This window comes from Moritella marina ATCC 15381, assembly GCF_008931805.1.
Classification (GTDB): Bacteria; Pseudomonadota; Gammaproteobacteria; order Enterobacterales; family Moritellaceae; genus Moritella; species Moritella marina.
In genome coordinates, this window is the sequence record NZ_CP044399.1 from 90,265 (window position 1) to 108,086 (window position 17,822).

Here is a 17,822-nt window from a genome sequence, read left to right on the forward strand (position 1 = left end):
TTACAGCTAAAGACGAGGAAGTGATGGCTGAACAGTTTTCTTTAACGGTTGCGGGATCCCGCAAACGTTTACTTAAAGATAAACTTGCAGAATACGGTATTAAAATGGGTGGTGGTGTTGTACTAATGACACTGTTGTTAATATTTTTCTATCTATTGTATGTGGTTTATCCAGTTTTTGAATCTGCGAAAATAGAATCAAAAGCACAATACAGCCAATCTTTTGCTGGTAAAACCTATGCATTAGCAATGGAAGAGCAAAATGAAATTGCTTACCGTTATAGTGACTTAGGGATTAACTTCTTTAATACTACCGACCCAGATATGGCGTTGATGCAATATGCATTACCACAGCAAGCGACGTCGTTTGGCGAAAGTGGACCAACATCATTAGCGGTCGTTTTCGGTTTAAATGATGGTAATGCGATTGTTGCAGCTGCAGATTTCGACATTACATACCCAGACGATAAGCGTCTTATCACACCGCAAGTTGAGTTCCCATTTGGTGAGCAACCAATTGAAGTTGATAGTCAAGGGCAAGCATTAAAGCATGTTGCGATTGAAGTTGAAGGTGAAGATGCAGCTATTGTTGCTGTCACTGCCGACAATCGTGGTGTGTTGTTGCGTTACGTTGCTGAAGAAAACTTCATGACAGAAGAATTGGAGTGGAGCAGCGAAGCTATCGAATTGCCTTCAATGCCAATGGATGTTGAGCAAGTATTGCTAACTCCTAACTTCCGCTTCATCTTTATGCGTAGCGGTAACAAGCTCTCTATTTACGATATTCGTGATACTGATGATATTTCTATTGTTGAAGTGCTCGACATTAATGAACACCAGCAGAATGTGACTCATGTTGCATTACTGACGGGCGCAAGTTCGTTATTGGTTGGTAATGACAACGGCGTAGTAAGTCAGTGGTTTGAAGTGGCGAAAGATGGTGAGCGTAAGTTTACTAAGATCCGTCAGTTCGATGCTAAAGCAAGTGTTACTGATATTACCATTGAATATTCACGTAAAGGTTTCATGACTGTGGGTGCGGATAATAGCTTAAGTATTTTCCATACTACCGGTGAAGCAACATTATTACACCAAGACCTGAAAATGGGTTCCCTGCAACACGTTGCTATTTCTCCTCGCGCAAATGCATTTTTAGTGGAATCTGAACAGGGTATTGGTTTTTACAAGCTAAGCAATGAGCATCCAGAAGTAACGTGGAGCGCATTGTGGCAAGAAGTTTGGTATGAAGGTTACCCTGAACCAGATTATGTTTGGCAGTCAACATCAGCATCAGATGACTTTGAAGCAAAATTAAGCTTAGTGCCAATCACATTTGGTACCATTAAAGCGGCATTCTATGCGATGTTATTCGCGGTACCTATCGCGGTAGCGGGTGCGATTTATACTGCTTATTTCATGAATTCAGGTTTACGTAAAGTAATTAAACCAACCGTTGAAATAATGGAAGCGTTACCAACGGTTATCCTTGGTTTCCTTGCGGGTCTATGGTTAGCCCCGTTTGTGGAAATGCATTTGCCTGGGGTCATGATGATTGCGGTGTTGTTACCATTCTCCGCCGTTATGGTCGCTGCAATTTGGCATTTCTTACCACAATCATTTGTTAACCGTGTGCCACAAGGTGCGCACGTTATTATCCTATTACCGGTATTACTACTGGTTGGTTATTTATCGGTATTAGCAAGTCCGTTGGTTGAAGATTTAGTATTTGATGGTGATGCACGTGCTTATATCAATGATATCTTTGGTTTCGACCAGCGTAACTCACTGATTGTTGGTATTGCGATGGGCTTTGCGGTTATTCCGACTATTTTCTCTATCGCTGAAGATGCAATCTTTAGTGTACCAAAGCATTTAACGCAAGGTTCGTTAGCATTGGGTGCGACGAGCTGGCAGACACTGGTTAAAGTGGTATTGCTCACGGCGAGTCCTGGTATTTTCTCTGCCGTGATGATGGGCTTAGGCCGTGCGGTTGGTGAAACCATGATTGTATTAATGGCAACCGGTAACACCCCTGTAATGGACTTTAATATCTTCTCAGGTATGAGAACATTAGCAGCCAATATTGCGGTAGAAATGCCTGAATCAGAAGTGGGTAGTTCACATTATCGCGTACTGTTCTTAGCGGCATTCGTACTGTTTGTACTGACGTTTGTATTCAACACACTTGCGGAATACGTGAGACAGCGTTTACGTGAAAAATACAGCGCTATTTAATCTAAGGCTTGTAATTAGGATATTAAAATGAAAAATTGGTTTCGCTCAGGATCGCCTTGGATATGGATGACAGGTGGTGCTGTAAGCATAAGTTTAATTGCAGTACTTGGTTTGTTAATGTTGATCGCATGGCGTGGTCTGACTTACTTCTGGCCAAGTGCGATACATGAATTTAATGTAGAGTTAGAAGATGGCTCGAATCGTGTTGTTATTGGTGAAATTTACGACCGTGAAGTCGTACCAATTCAACGTTTACTTGAAGCGGGTGTCAAGATTGACCCCACGTTAGAAACGGTTGAGCGTATCTTGGTTAAAACTGGTAACCGTGAGTATGTTGATTTAGATTTCAGCTGGTTATTGGGGACGGCTATCACGAAACAGACGACACCTGCTGCAGTTGCTGTGTTTGAACGTTTCAATAATGGTAATTTTTATGGTTACCCCATTGCTATCGAAGAAGCGGGAACAAAGAAAACCTTAACTTCAGCGTTGCAATTAGAAACCTTAATTGACCGTGCTGTTGCGTTAAACGACAAAGCACAAGATCTGCAGAAAGGTAAAATTAGTTCTGTAAACTACGAGTTAGAGCGTATTCGTTTAAAGCTGCGTAGTTATGAACTAAAAGGTGAACTGACTAGCGAAATTGAAAGTAAATACAATAAGATATCTGAAGGACTGCGTGCTGAATATCAAATTCATGAAGCGCAATTATTTAGTTATCGTGACCAAGCTAATCGTGATGCTGTTATCGTAAAAGACATGCGTGGTGAGGAAGTGCGTATTCCATTATCCAACGTGTTGGAAGTGACTTACCCGAATGATATGGGTATCGTCAGCAAAATTACACATTGGTTTGGCAACCTGGGCAGCTTTGTGACGAGCGACCCACGTGAAGCAAATACGGAAGGCGGTGTATTCCCTGCCATCTTTGGTACTATCTTCATGGTGATGTTGATGGCTGTTATTGTGACGCCATTGGGTGTTGTTGCGGCTATTTACCTGCATGAATATGCACCGAAAAACGGTGTGACTAAAATGATCCGTATTGCGGTGATTAACCTTGCTGGTGTGCCATCAATTGTATACGGTGTATTTGGTCTGGGTTTCTTTGTTTACATGTTAGGTGGTTCGATTGATGAGCTCTTCTATCCTGAATCATCACCATCACCGGTATTTGGTTCGCCAGGTGTATTATGGTCGGCATTAACGCTGGCTATTTTAACGCTACCGGTTGTGATTGTATCAACGGAAGAAGGCTTATCACGTATTCCAACATCATTACGTCAAGGTTCGCTGGCACTGGGTGCAACGAAGTTTGAAACGTTATGGCGTATTATTGTGCCAATGGCGAGTCCGGCGATTATGACGGGTCTGATTCTGGCTGTTGCCCGTGCTGCTGGTGAAGTTGCACCATTAATGCTGGTGGGTGTCGTTAAACTTGCACCGACATTACCGGTTGATATGAACTTCCCGTATGTTCACGTCGAACGTAAGTTCATGCACTTAGGCTTCCACATTTATGATGTTGGTTTCCAGAGTCCAAACGTTGAGGCGGCACGACCACTTGTTTATGCCACGTCGTTCTTATTAGTGACAGTTATTATCGGTCTCAACTTAACGGCAATTGGTGTGCGTAACCATTTACGCGAAAAATTCAAGAACTTAGAACTATAGACTCGTAACGATTACGTTCGGTTATAGATAGGCTCTATTGGGTTCTAAACATAGAAAATGGAAAGCAGCTGCTTAAGTGGCTGCTTCAATAGGAAAGAAAATGATTGATATGAGTTCAAATTTGACTGATGTAGTAAGCCTAGATGTAAATAACTTATCTGCAGCAGACACAGCATTAGAAATTAAAAACTTAGATTTATTCTATGGTGACAAGCAAGCTTTGTTTGATGTGAGTATGAAAATACCGAAAAAACAAGTCACCGCTTTCATTGGCCCGTCTGGTTGTGGTAAATCAACGCTATTACGTTGTATTAACCGCATGAATGATTTAGTTGATATTTGCCATATCAAAGGTGACATTAACTTACACGATAAAAATATTTATGACCGTGATGTTGATGTTGCAACACTGCGCCGTAATGTCGGTATGGTGTTCCAGCGTCCTAATCCATTCCCTAAATCGATTTATGAGAATGTGGTTTATGGTTTACGCTTACAAGGTATCAACGACAAACGTCGTTTAGATGAAGCGGCTGAATCTTCATTACGTGGCGCTGCGATCTGGGATGAAGTAAAAGATCGTTTACACGAGAATGCATTCGGTCTATCTGGTGGTCAGCAACAACGTTTGGTTATTGCCCGCGCCATTGCGATTGAACCAGAGATCCTATTGCTGGATGAACCAACATCGGCACTGGATCCGATCTCTACACTGGTTATTGAAGAGTTGATCACCGAACTGAAGAAAAAATTCACCGTTGTTATCGTAACGCATAACATGCAACAGGCTGCGCGTGTATCAGACCATACTGCATTTATGTATATGGGTAAGCTTGTTGAGTATTCAGACACAAACACGTTATTTACCACACCCGCTAAAAAGCAGACAGAAGATTATATTACGGGTAAATACGGTTAATTTAAGTTTCATTAAGGAAAAAAAATGGATAATTTAACATTAGGCCGTCATATTTCTGGCCAATTTAATGCAGAGCTAGAAAGCATTCGTAACCAAGTGATGGTCATGGGGGGCTTGGTTGAAGAGCAGTTAAATTCAGCAATTGAAGTATTATCGTCGCAAGATATGGATGTGGCGAACAAGATCATCGACACAGATAAAAGCGTCAACTCAATGGAAGTGGCGATTGATGAATCTTGTACGCGTATTATTGCAAAGCGTCAACCAGCGGCAAGTGATTTACGTCTTGTTATGGCAATCATTAAAACCATTACCGACTTAGAACGCATTGGTGATGTGGCTGACCGTATTGCCCGCACTGTGATTGAAAACCGTAACAAAAAATCGCCACCACTAGTAAGCATGGAAAATATGGGGCGTCATACGGTTAAAATGTTGCATGATGTACTGGATGCTTTCGCGCGTATGGATGTTGATGCGGCGTTTAAAGTATATCAAGAAGATGTCAAAGTTGACCGTGAATACGAAAGTATTATTCGCGAATTAATGACGTACATGATGGAAGATCCACGTTCAATTCCACAAGTACTGAATGTACTTTGGTGTGCTCGTGCACTCGAGCGTGTTGGTGACCGTTGTCAGAACATTTCTGAATACATTATCTACTTCGTTAAAGGTAAAGATATTCGCCATATTAATCACGATGAAGTGAGAGATTTACTGTCCAAATAGGCGCGTTATATTCTGCCTTTCAGTAAGTGATTTAAGCCTTGTTTATCAATAGATAAGCAAGGCTTTTTTGTTTCTTTGCATAAATATACAGACAACCAGAATGAAATAGCATTACAGATTGATTTTACTTTACAAGCCTGACCAGCGTGCGAATATATGCGTTATTAACTTGAAGATATATTAATTGATAAGGATATAGGGATGCATTCTGCACTGACGGCTAGCGATGGCCGCGAGATCAAATTGTTTGCTTGGTTACCAGAACAAGAAATCCGTCACGTCATGGTATTAAGCCACGGAATGGCCGAGCATATACAGCGTTACACAGGGTTTGCTTTGGCGTGTAATGCGGCTGGTATTGCAGTGTACGGTGCTAATCACCGAGGCCATGGTGATGACGCTTCCGTCTTAGGGCATTACGCTGATGATAACGGTTGGCAGAAAGTGATCAGCGATTTAGACCTTATTGTTGATGATGTTGCGGCGCGTCATGATGTACCCTTGGTCTTATTTGGTCATAGTATGGGCTCTTTTATTGCACAGCAATATGCGATCTTGAATGGCAGTAAGCTGAGTGGTTTAGTGCTCAGTGGCTCTAATTACCAAAACCCTATTATGTATAAATTAGCTATCTTGGTCAGTCAAATTGAAAAAATGCGTATTGGTGCGCGTTCACCGAGTCGTTTTTTAGATTTTGTTTCATTTGGCGCATTCAACAGTAAATTCAAACCAACACGTACCGCATCGGACTGGTTAAGTCGTGATCCGGTGCAAGTCGATAAATATATCAATGATGATTATTGTGGTTTTCCTTGCTCGCCACAATTTTGGTTAGACTTTATGTCTGGGTTAATCAGTATCAGCCAAAAATCAGAGATAGCTAAAATACCCAATCAATTACCTATCTCTATTTTTAGTGGCGATAAAGATCCGGTTGGTTTACAAGGTAAAGGCGTATTAGCATTGGCGCAGCACATTACAACGAATGGTTGTGAGAATGTACACTTTAAGCTTTATCCTGATGGCCGTCATGAGATGTTGAATGAGTCGAACGCGAGTGAGGTATTTAAGGATGTAACAGATTGGGTTACAGCAAAGGTTAGCTAATTTGTTTCGTTAATATAGACTTCATATGAAAGCACATTTCACTTCACTATTTATGTCAGTATTTACTGACTTTTAAAAAAGTGAAAAGCTATAATTTGACACTGTGTCATTAGTGTGAAATATGTTGCATTTATGGGTAACTTGTTGCAATGTGTAGTTAGAGAAAGCAATTCGTACACATGTTTAAAACATTGGGACGTTATTTTTCCAGCGTTTAAATAGTGTCGAATTGTTGTCAACACACATTATTTCAACGGAGTGAAACTATGACTGCCAATACCCAGTCTCATGAAACAGGTTCTCTGATTTTCCATGGGGAAATCAACCAAGAACAACAACAGATTCTAAATCCTGCAGCAGTTGCTTTGTTGACTGAGTTAGTCGAAAAATTCGCTCCTCAAGTTGATGAGTTACTAAACCAACGCGTGAAGAAACAAGCGCGTATGGATGCTGGTGAATTACCAGATTTCCTACCTGAAACTGCCCATATCCGTGAAGGCGATTGGAAAATTCAAGGTATCCCTGCAAAACTTCAAGACCGTCGCGTAGAAATTACTGGTCCAGTTGACCGTAAGATGGTGATTAATGCATTAAACGCACGCGTTAAAGTATTTATGGCTGATTTCGAAGATTCATTCGCCCCAACATGGGCGGGTGTATTAGATGGCCAAGTTAATTTACGTGACGCAGTAAACGGCACTATTGAATATACTAACCCTGCCAACGGTAAACATTATAGCTTAGATGAAGATCCTGCGACGCTTATCTGTCGTGTACGTGGTCTGCATCTACCAGAAAAACACATCACTTTTAACGGTAAAATTGTACCGGGCTGTTTAGTTGACTTTGCTCTGTTCTTCTCGAATAACTACGAAGAACTGTTAGCAAAAGGCGCTGGTCCTTATTTCTATGTGCCTAAACTACAAAGTCATCATGAATCTAAATGGTGGAGCGAAGTATTTAGCTATGCAGAAGATAAAGTAAACCTAGCACGCGGTACGATCAAAGCAACATTATTGATTGAAACGATTCCAGCTGTATTTGAAATGGAAGAGATCCTGTATAGCATGAAAGAGCACATCGTTGCTCTTAACTGTGGTCGTTGGGATTACATCTTTAGCTACATTAAAACGCTGCGTAAGCATGCTGACCGTGTACTACCAGATCGCCATTCAGTAACGATGGATAAAACTTTCCTTAGCGCTTACTCACGTTTACTCATCAGAACATGTCATAAACGTGGCGCACTTGCGATGGGCGGTATGGCTGCGTTTATTCCAGCTAAAACAGCAGAAGAAAACGATAAAGTATTAACCAAAGTAACCGCAGATAAGACCTTAGAAGCGCAAAATGGTCACGATGGTACTTGGGTTGCTCACCCTGGCCTTGCTGATACAGCGATGGGCGTGATGAACGAATACATTGGTGAAGGTAATGCCAACCAAATTCAAGTCAGTCGTGCCGATGATGCCCCTGTCACTGCTGCGGAACTATTGCAACCGTGTGATGGCGAACGTACTGAAGCGGGCATGCGTTTAAATATTCGTATTGGTGTTCGTTATATGGAAGCATGGATCTCGGGTAATGGTTGTGTGCCTATTTATGGCCTAATGGAAGATGCTGCAACAGCTGAAATCTCTCGTGCATCAATTTGGCAGTGGATCCAACACGGTAAAACCTTAAGCAACGGTAAAGTTGTAACAAAAGAATTATTCAGCCAATTATTACAAGAAGAACTTGTGGTTATTCGTGACGAAGAAATTGGTGTTGAAGCTTACGAAAATAGCCGTTTTGCAGAAGCGTCTAAATTGTTTGAAGAATTAACAATCAGTGATCACCTTGCTGAGTTCTTAACGCTTCCTGGTTACGATTTCTTAGATTAGAAATTTTTGGAGTAGGGCGGGGTTAGTTTATCTCGCCGTGTTCTTGTTGTATCAAGTATTAAAATAATTATTAAGGGAATAAAAATGTCTATATACACAAATGATATCGATGCGGTAGCGACGTTAAAAGCTGAACAAGGTTCTAAATGGGCTGCAATTAACCCAGAATATACAGCGCGTATGCGTGCTCAAAACCGTTTTAAAACAGGTATTGAAATTGCACAGTATACGGCAGACATTATGCGTGCAGATATGGAGAACTACGATAATGATTCTTCACTGTACACGCAGTCTTTAGGTTGCTGGCATGGTTTTATCGGTCAACAAAAAATGATTTCTATTAAGAAACATTTTGAAAACAACACTGACCGTCGTTATCTTTACCTTTCAGGTTGGATGGTTGCTGCATTACGCTCTGAGTTTGGTCCACTACCAGACCAATCAATGCATGAAAAAACATCTGTTTCAGCACTCATCGAAGAACTATACACTTTCCTTCGTCAAGCAGACGCGCGTGAATTAGGCGGTTTATTCCGTGAACTAGACGCGGCAAGAGATGCCGGCGATTCAGCTAAAGTTACTGCAACACAAGACAAGATCGATAACCACGTAACGCACGTTGTGCCAATCATTGCTGATATCGATGCGGGCTTTGGTAACGCAGAAGCAACTTACCTACTTGCTAAAAAAATGATTGAAGCCGGTGCATGTTGTATCCAAATTGAAAACCAAGTATCTGATGAAAAACAATGCGGTCACCAAGACGGTAAAGTAACCGTTCCACATGAAGATTTCCTAGCGAAAATCAATGCTGTGCGTTATGCATTCCTAGAGCTAGGTATCGACAACGGCGTTATTGTTGCACGTACTGATTCACTAGGCGCAGGTCTAACAAAACAAATCGCTGTAACGAATGAACCGGGTGACCTTGGTGACCAATATAATTCATTCCTTGATTGTGATGAGATCACACAAGCAGAACTCGGTAATGGCGATGTTATTCTCAAGAAAGACGGTAAATTATTACGTCCTAAACGTCTACCAAGTAACTTGTTCCAATTTAAAGAAGGCACGGGTGAAGCACGTTGTGTACTTGATTGCATTACATCACTACAAGGCGGCGCTGATTTATTATGGATTGAAACTGAGAAACCCCACGTTGGTCAAATCGGTGCGATGGTTAATGAGATCCGTAAAGTAGTACCAAATGCTAAACTTGTTTACAACAACTCGCCATCATTCAACTGGACGCTTAACTTCCGTCAACAAATCTTTGATATCATGGTTGAAGCAGGTCAAGACGTGTCAGCATATGACCGTGCAGACTTGATGAACGAGAAATATGATACAACAGAATTATCAGCTCAAGCAGATGAGAAGATCCGTACATTCCAAGCAGATTCAGCACGTGAAGCGGGTATCTTCCATCACCTAATCACATTACCGACTTACCATACAGCTGCGCTATCAACGGATAACCTAGCGAAAGAGTACTTCGGTGATGAAGGTATGCTGGGTTATGTTAAGGGTGTTCAACGTAAAGAAATCCGTCAATCGATTGCGTGTGTTAAGCATCAAAACATGGCTGGTTCTGATATGGGCGATGACCATAAAGAATACTTTGCTGGTGATGCAGCATTGAAAGCTGGCGGCGAAGATAACACGATGAACCAGTTCTAATAATCGTTAGACACGCATTATTATAGAATGAGTTATCAGTTAAAATAGAAAGTCAGTTAATATGAAAAAACCAGCTTCGGCTGGTTTTTTGCGTTTAACCACAGACCCCCTCCCAGCCTCCCCCTTTAAAAAGGGGGAGGCGTAAGTGTAAGAGCCAAAACAAGTGCAGACTGCACTTTATTTTAATTCCCTCCCTTCTACTTTATATAAAAAGTAGGGGAGGGCTAAGGTGGGGTCATGTTTAATCTTAAGGGTGGATCATGTATCATCTTTACTTTTTTCTTTTTTACCAGGCATTAGGTTAGCCAGTAACTCTGTCGGCATTGGGAACAGAATAGTGGAATTTTTTTCACTGGCGATCTCGGTTAAGGTTTGCAGATAACGCAGTAAGATCGCATTGGGTTCTTGGGCTAGTTTCGCTGCTGCTTCGACTAATTTATCTGATGCTTCCATTTCCCCTGAGGCATGAATGACTTTCGCCCGTCGTGTTCTTTCTGCCTCAGCTTGCCGTGCAATCGCCCTGACCATGGTTTCGTTTAAATCAATGTGTTTTATTTCTACGTTAGACACCTTGATACCCCAACCATCGGTACGGGCGTCTAAAATAGCTTGAATGTCAGTATTGAGCATGTCTCTATTGGCTAACATCTCATCCAATTCATGCTGACCCAATACCGAACGTAATGTAGTTTGCGCCAGTTGTGAGGTAGCCTGTAGAAAGTTTTCGACGTTGATGATGGCTTTTTGCGAGTCGATTACGCGAAAATAAATTACCGCATTGACGCGTACGGAGACATTATCGCGACTGATCACATCTTGACTCGGCACATCCATAACCACGGTACGTAAATCGACACGGACCATTTGTTGTATTATCGGGATGACGATGATCAGGCCCGGGCCTTTGACCTTTTCAAAACGGCCGAGAAAAAAGATAACACCACGTTCATATTCACGTAGGATCCGAAACATGCTGATGATTAACAGGAGCAATAAAAAAATAATCGCTCCGGTGAATAACATGCCGCTACTGAGGATTGCTTGCATCGTTAACCTCCAATTCAGTGACTGGCAATAAGATCAGCGTTAAGCCATCAATGCCATTGATTTGTACTGTCTGCCCTGCGGTGAGTTGTTGTGGACAATAAGCTGACCAGCGTTCACCCTTTATATTAATATGACCTTGACCGATGAATCCTGTGTCTGCGGTGGCCAGAGCACCAATCAATGCTTCTTTCCCACTAACGACTTTGTTTTTGCGTATATCCCATAAATACCCAAATACAAACACAAAAAACAGTAATGACACCACCGCTAATGCTGCGATGAGTTGTAGCGATACCTGAAACTGCGGTAGATCGGTATCAAATAAAAATATTGATCCGAGAGTGAAAGCAATCAGCCCGCCAAGTCCAAAAATACCCACACTTGGTGACATAGATTCAGCTATCAAGAACGCAATCCCCAGTAATAATAAGGCCAGGCCGACATAATCAAGTGGTAACAGTTGAAAAGCGTACAGAGCGATGAATAAGGAAATCGATCCTGCAATACCAGCTATTCCAATACCGGGGCTGTAAAACTCGAGTAAGATGCCATAGACCCCTATTAGCATTAGTATGTAGGCAATATTCGGGTCGGTGATAGTGCCAATAAAGTTACTGCGCCAATTCGGTTTACGTAGCTCCAATGGACGGTTGGTCAATGTCAGTAACCTTTGTTGCTGTTTAATCATGATGTATTGGCCGTCGAGTTTGGTCAATAGATGTTGTGGTGATTGCGCGATCAGATTAATGACGTTTTTATCCAATGCTTCGACAGCAGTCAGTGTCGCAGCTTCGGTCACGGCTAACTCTGCCCATTGCACATTACGCTTACGCAATTGCGCTAAAGAACGAATGTAGGCAACTGAATCGTTTAGTACTTTCTTTTCCATGGCTGTTTTTTCAGCTACTTGTGGTGAGTTCGTTGGATCTTTACTGTTCTGCTTCGCATTATCCTGCTTAGTACCGCTGCCTTCTGAGTTTTCGGATCGTGTATCGGGTTTGTTATCCGCATCAGGTGTTGGTTGATAAGGATTGGCTGGTTTTTTATCACCGCCGCCGGGCAGAGGGGGACCAATACTAACAGGTGTTGCTGCACCTAATGTTGTCGTGGTTGCCATGGCGGCGATATGACAAGCATAGAGAATATAGGTACCGGCACTGGCGGCTCTTGCGCCCGGAGGGTGAACCAAGCAAGCAATAGGGATATCGGAGTTTAAAATAGCTTGGTTAATGTCACGTAAGCTAGAGACTAAGCCGCCAGGGGTATCGATAGTAATAATTATCAGTGGTGCTAAATTGGAGTCTAACGTACCGTTATCGCCTTGACTTACTGTGGCAGTTTGCTGATTCGCGCGCTCAATTTCAGACGTGAGGTAATGACTAACCGCAGGGCCAATGGCACCTTTGATGGTTAATACTGGTACTGACGCGATGCTGTTGCTGGCAGTCGTCTCAGCAAGCTCAGTCTGGTTAGCGTTTAATATACTGCTGTAAAATAATAGCAGGCTTATGAGAAAATAATGCATAGGTAACATCTCTCGATGACGTTACCTATATTTTAGCTCATAAATACCATGCCCGCGCGTCCTTGGTAATCGTCATGATAGCGGTTATATGAGGGGGATTTGGATTGTGCTGAGACGTCATGACAGCTTAAATTGTCTGAGCAGTGATTCTAACTCTTTGCCAGCGGCTGATAAGTCAGTTGAAACTTGTGTTGTCTCATGGCTAGATGTTAATAGTTGGGTGACGACATCGCGAATATTGATCATGCTGCGGTTTATTTCATCGGAGACTGAACTTTGCTCTGTGGCGGCGGTGGCAATCTGCGTGGTCATATCATTAATACCATCAACAGCATCGGTGACGGCAGATAAGCTCCCGCTGATTTGCGTCGATGATTGCATCACATGCGCACTGGTTTCTTGGCTGGTTTTCATTGCGCTAACGGCTTGTGCGACAAATTGATGTAGACCATCAAGCATGACCTTAATTTCTAATGTGCTGTCTTGTGTCCGGCTGGCTAAACTACGCACCTCATCAGCAACTACTGCGAAACCTCGGCCTTGTTCACCGGCTCTTGCTGCTTCGATCGCGGCATTGAGAGCGAGTAAGTTAGTTTGTTCGGCAATCGCGCCAATGACTTGCAATACATGATCAATTTTTTGTGATTGATCGTGTAATGAGGTCATGTGACCGCTGGCTTGTTCGACATTATTGACTAAGTTGGTAATGGCGTTATTCGATGTTGAAACATTATCTTGTGCTAATAAAGAATCTTGCGTCGCTAATTGAGTTGCATCTGCGACTTGAGTAACATTTTCCGCGACATCATTGGCAGTCGCATTCATTTGCGTAACAGCTGTAACGACTTGGTCTGTTTCATTATTATGAATGGTAAGTTGCGCGGTAGTTTTTTGCGTCTGCTGGCTTAAGCTACTCGCTGAATCTGTGACTTGGCGAGTCACATCTGCCACTGAACTGATAATACACTGTAATTTCGATGTGAATCGGTTAAACGCATTACCCAGCTGGGCTATCTCATCACTGCCTTTGATTTCTAAACGGCGAGTTAAATCACCTTCGCCATCAGCAATGTCATTAAGGGTATTGAGCATGTCGTTAATTGGGTTTGCCACTCGTTGCGCTATCCATAACATCATTAAGCTGGTGAGAATGACGATCACGACGGCACTGATCACTGCGTATTGTATTTGTGTGTAAAGCTGCTGCCATGATGAAGCGCTGAAAATCGCTAAATCTTTATCAATATCATCTATATAAACTCCTGTCCCGATGAACCAATCAGTACCGGCAATCGGTGCGGAATAACTTAATTTTGGCTGCAGTGAATCAGTACCGGGTTTAGGATAAACATACTCAACAAAACCACCGCCAGATTGACTTGCTTTGATGAGTTCTTGGATGAGCATCACCCCATTTTTATCTTGTAATGCGAAACGGTCTTGGCCTTGATTAGCAGCATTAGAGGCATCGGCAATATTGATGCCTTTACTGTCATAAATGAAGAAGTAGCCGAGACTCTTGTCGCCATAACGGGCTTGTTTAAGGAGATCGCGTACATTTGCTAAGCTTTGCTGTTGATTTAGGTTGTTAGCTGAGGCAAGGGTCATTTCTCGCTGAATTATTTTTTGCGTTATTTTTACCGCATCACTGATTTGTTTCTGGCGTTCGCTAATGAGCAGTGATTCGTGGTTATTGATCATGCTGGTGACTGATTTTGCCTGTAAATTGGCGATGATTGCGAGTGCAACTGATAACGCAATAATCATGGGAACTATAGCAATCAGTAGTAATTTATTCTGCATTCTTAAATTATTCATGACCTAACCTTGTGATCCGTTAAAAATAACAACATGTCTTATTAAGTCATTTTTTTATGATTTTTTATATATTATCGTGCTTGAACTGTTAACTAGATGTTTATTTTTTGTTTTTTTTTATTTTTTTTACTAACCACAAGTGGTTATTTATAAAACAGGCTGTTATTTTTCATAAACCCAGCTCTGATAAGCTTCGAGCTGGCTTTTTCTACCCGTTATAAATTATCTTATGACGATAACGCGCGATATTTTCATTTGAAATATTATGTTTTACTGTCTTGATTTATCAGCACTTGGTTGCATGTTAAACAGTTGTGGGTATTATGTTTATCTGTTTGTTGAATATTTAGCCTGATAATGTGCGTTGTCAGAATTTTAAATCTTAAGGAAGGGATGTAGATGGAAGCTTTAACAAATTTTATTTCTGCGGTAAATGGTGTGGTGTGGGGTGTTCCTATGCTTGTCATGATCCTTGGGGTAGGACTATTCCTATCATTGGGACTGAAATTAATGCCTATTTTAAAATTAGGCACTGGCTTTAAATTACTTTGGGCGGGACGGAAAAGCAGTTCTGGTGACAAAGGTGAAATATCGCCGTTTAATGCGTTAATGACATCGCTTTCTGCGACTATCGGTACCGGTAATATTGCTGGTGTTGCTACGGCTATCTTTTTAGGTGGACCCGGCGCGTTATTTTGGATGTGGTGTACTGCGTTAGTAGGCATGGCAACGAAATATGCTGAAGCAGTATGCGCAGTGAAATATCGTGAAAAAGATGCCAATGGTAACCACGTTGGTGGTCCAATGTATTACATCAAAAATGGTTTAGGCAGCAAGTGGGCTTGGCTCGGTACTGCGTTTGCTATCTTTGGTTCAATTGCTGGTTTTGGTATTGGTAACACAGTGCAGTCAAATTCAGTTGCTGATGCATTATCAAGTAGCTTTGGTATTGAGCCAATGGTATCTGGCTTAGTGATGATGGTATTGGTTGGTCTGGTACTAATGGGTGGCGTTAAGCGTATTGCTGATGTTGCGGGTAAATTAGTACCGTTAATGGCTGTCTTCTACATCGGTGCTGGTGTTGTCGTATTAGCGATGAATGCGAGCGAGATCCCTGCTGCATTTGCATTAATCATTGAAAGCGCATTTAGTCCTGTGGCTGCACAAGGCGGTTTCGCTGGTGCTGCTGTTTGGGCTGCAATCCGTTTCGGTGTGGCACGTGGTGTGTTCTCTAACGAAGCTGGTTTAGGTAGCGCGCCAATTGCGCATGCTGCTGCTCAAACTAATGATCCGGTTAAACAGGGTCTTATCGCTATGTTAGGTACGTTTATTGATACGCTTGTTGTTTGTACCATCACTGGTCTGGCTATTGTGGTATCAGGTGCGTGGACATCGGGTGAGACGGGCGCCGCATTAACATCTGCTGCGTTTGCAAGTGCGTTACCTGGTATTGGTAACTACATTGTTGCTATTGCACTGTCGGTATTTGCGTTCACGACGATCCTTGGCTGGAGTTTCTACAGCGAAAAATGTGTACAGTATCTATTTGGCGTGAAAGCGATAGTACCATTCCGTATCTTATGGATTGTAGCAGTGCCAATTGGTGCAACAAGTTCATTAAGCTTCGTTTGGCTGCTAGCTGATACGCTAAATGCGATGATGGCACTACCTAACTTGATCGCGCTGGCGCTGCTAAGCCCTGTGGTATTTAAGTTAACCAAAGAGTATTTTGCTAAGCAAGGTGAAGCAGCTAAACAATAAAAATAATCATTAGTTGTTATTTATAAATACTTATAACCCCTGTCTATTTTGTGCTAAATAGTCGGGGGTTTTGTTTTTTAGGCGTAAAATTTAATCTTGGATATTGATTGCCTGTCAGGCTATCTTTCGCTACTGTGTTTTTACATGTAAATGATAAATATGAATGAGCAGGGAAAGATACGATCATGAGTTCAGAAAAATTAGCCACACAGTTGGTATCAGCAGGACGCGACAGAAAATTCTCACACGGTTCAGTTAACCCTGTAGTACAACGCGCATCATCCATTGTATTTGATTCAGTTAAAGCCAAAAAAGCAGCAACAGCGAAACGCGCTGACGGTGAATTATTTTACGGTCGCCGTGGCACGCAAACGCATTTTTCTCTGCAAGAGGCGATGACAGAGCTTGAAGGTGGCGCAGGCTGTGCACTTTATCCTTGTGGTGCAGCAGCGGTAACCAACTCTATCTTGTCATTTGTCAGTGCGGGTGAGCATATCCTCATGACCGGGGCTGCGTATGAACCAACACAAGATTTTTGTAATGTGATGTTAGCTAAAATGAACGTAGCAACGACGTATTATGATCCTATGTTAGGCGAGGGTATTGCGGCATTAATGCAAGACAACACTAGCGTGGTATTTTTAGAATCACCAAGTTCAGTGACCATGGAAGTACAAGATATTCCTGCGATTGTAAAAGCAGTTCGTGCAGTAAATCCTGAAGTGATTATCATGATGGATAATACCTGGGCAGCGGGTATCTTGTTTAAAGCATTAGAGCATGATATTGATATTTCTATTCAAGCGGGTACGAAGTACATCATCGGTCATTCTGACTATATGTTAGGTACCGCCGTTGCTAATGAGCGTTGCTGGGCACAATTACGTGAACAGTCTTACCTTATGGGGCAAATGGTTGATGCTGATACTGCGTACATGGCGAGCCGTGGTTTACGCACTATGGGTATTCGTTTAAAGCAGCATGAAGCGGCAAGTATTCAAGTGGCGGATTGGTTAAGCGCTCGTCCAGAAGTGGAACGTGTTAATCATCCAGCATTACCAAGCTGTAAAGGTCACGAATTTTACAAACGTGACTTTAACGGTTGTAACGGTTTGTTCTCGTTTATCTTAAAAGACAAATTAAGTAATGAACAACTGGCTAACTATTTAGATAACTTTACCCATTTCAGCATGGCCTATTCGTGGGGCGGTTATGAGTCATTAATTTTGGCTAACCAAGCGTCAGAGTTGAACCGTATTCGACCTGCTGGAGATGTAGATTTCACTGGTACGCTAGTGCGTTTACACATAGGTTTGGAAGATGTAGCAGACTTGATTGCTGACTTAGAAGCGGGTTTTGCGCGACTTTAACTATTCAGCGTTACTGAACATAATGAGTAGCAACGGATTAAAACTAATCCGTCGCTACTCATTATAAGACTA

12 protein-coding genes are annotated in these 17,822 nt (G+C 42.1%); 9 read left to right on the forward strand and 3 right to left on the reverse strand.

Annotation, left to right across the window (positions count from 1 at the left end; all coding sequences use genetic code 11):
* The first annotated feature begins 23 nt into the window (after positions 1-23).
* From FR932_RS00550 to FR932_RS00580, 7 genes are all read left to right on the forward strand, one after another.
* Positions 24-2,234: an ABC transporter permease subunit gene (locus FR932_RS00550; protein ID WP_019440379.1), complete on the forward strand. Its 2,211-nt coding sequence runs from the start codon at positions 24-26 to the stop codon at positions 2,232-2,234.
* Positions 2,235-2,261: 27 nt separating this feature from the next.
* Positions 2,262-3,908 (forward strand): phosphate ABC transporter permease PstA, encoded by a 1,647-nt coding sequence (gene pstA / locus FR932_RS00555; RefSeq protein WP_019440378.1) that lies wholly within the window; start codon positions 2,262-2,264, stop codon positions 3,906-3,908.
* A 100-nt stretch (positions 3,909-4,008) separates the two neighbouring features.
* A complete protein-coding gene (gene pstB, locus FR932_RS00560) occupies positions 4,009-4,827 on the forward strand; it encodes a phosphate ABC transporter ATP-binding protein PstB (RefSeq protein WP_019440377.1) in 819 nt (272 codons plus the stop codon).
* Between the two features lie 24 nt (positions 4,828-4,851).
* Positions 4,852-5,559 carry a phosphate signaling complex protein PhoU gene (gene phoU, locus FR932_RS00565; protein ID WP_019440376.1) on the forward strand — a complete coding sequence of 236 codons (708 nt, stop codon included), beginning with the start codon at positions 4,852-4,854 and terminating at the stop codon, positions 5,557-5,559.
* Between the two features lie 201 nt (positions 5,560-5,760).
* On the forward strand, positions 5,761-6,666 hold the full coding sequence (locus tag FR932_RS00570) for an alpha/beta fold hydrolase (RefSeq protein ID WP_019440375.1): 906 nt from the start codon (positions 5,761-5,763) through the stop codon (positions 6,664-6,666).
* 266 nt (positions 6,667-6,932) lie between these two features.
* Positions 6,933-8,549 carry a malate synthase A gene (gene aceB, locus FR932_RS00575; protein ID WP_019440374.1) on the forward strand — a complete coding sequence of 539 codons (1,617 nt, stop codon included), beginning with the start codon at positions 6,933-6,935 and terminating at the stop codon, positions 8,547-8,549.
* Positions 8,550-8,633: 84 nt separating this feature from the next.
* Positions 8,634-10,229 (forward strand): isocitrate lyase, encoded by a 1,596-nt coding sequence (locus tag FR932_RS00580; RefSeq protein ID WP_151676814.1) that lies wholly within the window; start codon positions 8,634-8,636, stop codon positions 10,227-10,229.
* A 258-nt stretch (positions 10,230-10,487) separates the two neighbouring features.
* Here FR932_RS00580 and FR932_RS00585 read toward each other — a convergent pair whose 3' ends face one another.
* From FR932_RS00585 to FR932_RS00595, 3 genes are all read right to left on the reverse strand, one after another.
* Positions 10,488-11,276, reverse strand: coding sequence for a slipin family protein (locus tag FR932_RS00585; protein WP_019443265.1), 789 nt, complete (start codon positions 11,274-11,276; stop codon positions 10,488-10,490).
* On the reverse strand, positions 11,257-12,810 hold the full coding sequence (locus tag FR932_RS00590) for an NfeD family protein (protein WP_019443264.1): 1,554 nt from the start codon (positions 12,808-12,810) through the stop codon (positions 11,257-11,259). The genes FR932_RS00585 and FR932_RS00590 overlap by 20 nt, the downstream gene beginning before the upstream one ends.
* A gap of 108 nt (positions 12,811-12,918) precedes the next feature.
* Positions 12,919-14,619, reverse strand: coding sequence for a methyl-accepting chemotaxis protein (locus FR932_RS00595; protein WP_019443263.1), 1,701 nt, complete (start codon positions 14,617-14,619; stop codon positions 12,919-12,921).
* 399 nt (positions 14,620-15,018) lie between these two features.
* Between FR932_RS00595 and FR932_RS00600 the strand changes: the two genes are divergently transcribed.
* On the forward strand, positions 15,019-16,380 hold the full coding sequence (locus tag FR932_RS00600) for an alanine/glycine:cation symporter family protein (RefSeq protein ID WP_019443262.1): 1,362 nt from the start codon (positions 15,019-15,021) through the stop codon (positions 16,378-16,380).
* A gap of 185 nt (positions 16,381-16,565) precedes the next feature.
* A complete protein-coding gene (gene metC / locus FR932_RS00605) occupies positions 16,566-17,750 on the forward strand; it encodes a cystathionine beta-lyase (protein WP_019443261.1) in 1,185 nt (394 codons plus the stop codon).
* Positions 17,751-17,822: the final 72 nt, after the last annotated feature.

Bases quoted from the DNA above. Each gene is read 5' to 3' on its own strand.
- FR932_RS00550 (WP_019440379.1), top strand. From the start codon at position 24: ATGGCTGAACAGTTTTCTTTAACGGTTGCGGGATCCCGCAAACGTTTA.
- pstA (WP_019440378.1), top strand. From the start codon at position 2,262: ATGAAAAATTGGTTTCGCTCAGGATCGCCTTGGATATGGATGACAGGT.
- pstB (WP_019440377.1), top strand. From the start codon at position 4,009: ATGATTGATATGAGTTCAAATTTGACTGATGTAGTAAGCCTAGATGTA.
- phoU (WP_019440376.1), top strand. From the start codon at position 4,852: ATGGATAATTTAACATTAGGCCGTCATATTTCTGGCCAATTTAATGCA.
- FR932_RS00570 (WP_019440375.1), top strand. From the start codon at position 5,761: ATGCATTCTGCACTGACGGCTAGCGATGGCCGCGAGATCAAATTGTTT.
- aceB (WP_019440374.1), top strand. From the start codon at position 6,933: ATGACTGCCAATACCCAGTCTCATGAAACAGGTTCTCTGATTTTCCAT.
- FR932_RS00580 (WP_151676814.1), top strand. From the start codon at position 8,634: ATGTCTATATACACAAATGATATCGATGCGGTAGCGACGTTAAAAGCT.
- FR932_RS00585 (WP_019443265.1), bottom strand. From the start codon at position 11,276: ATGCAAGCAATCCTCAGTAGCGGCATGTTATTCACCGGAGCGATTATT.
- FR932_RS00590 (WP_019443264.1), bottom strand. From the start codon at position 12,810: ATGTTACCTATGCATTATTTTCTCATAAGCCTGCTATTATTTTACAGC.
- FR932_RS00595 (WP_019443263.1), bottom strand. From the start codon at position 14,619: ATGAATAATTTAAGAATGCAGAATAAATTACTACTGATTGCTATAGTT.
- FR932_RS00600 (WP_019443262.1), top strand. From the start codon at position 15,019: ATGGAAGCTTTAACAAATTTTATTTCTGCGGTAAATGGTGTGGTGTGG.
- metC (WP_019443261.1), top strand. From the start codon at position 16,566: ATGAGTTCAGAAAAATTAGCCACACAGTTGGTATCAGCAGGACGCGAC.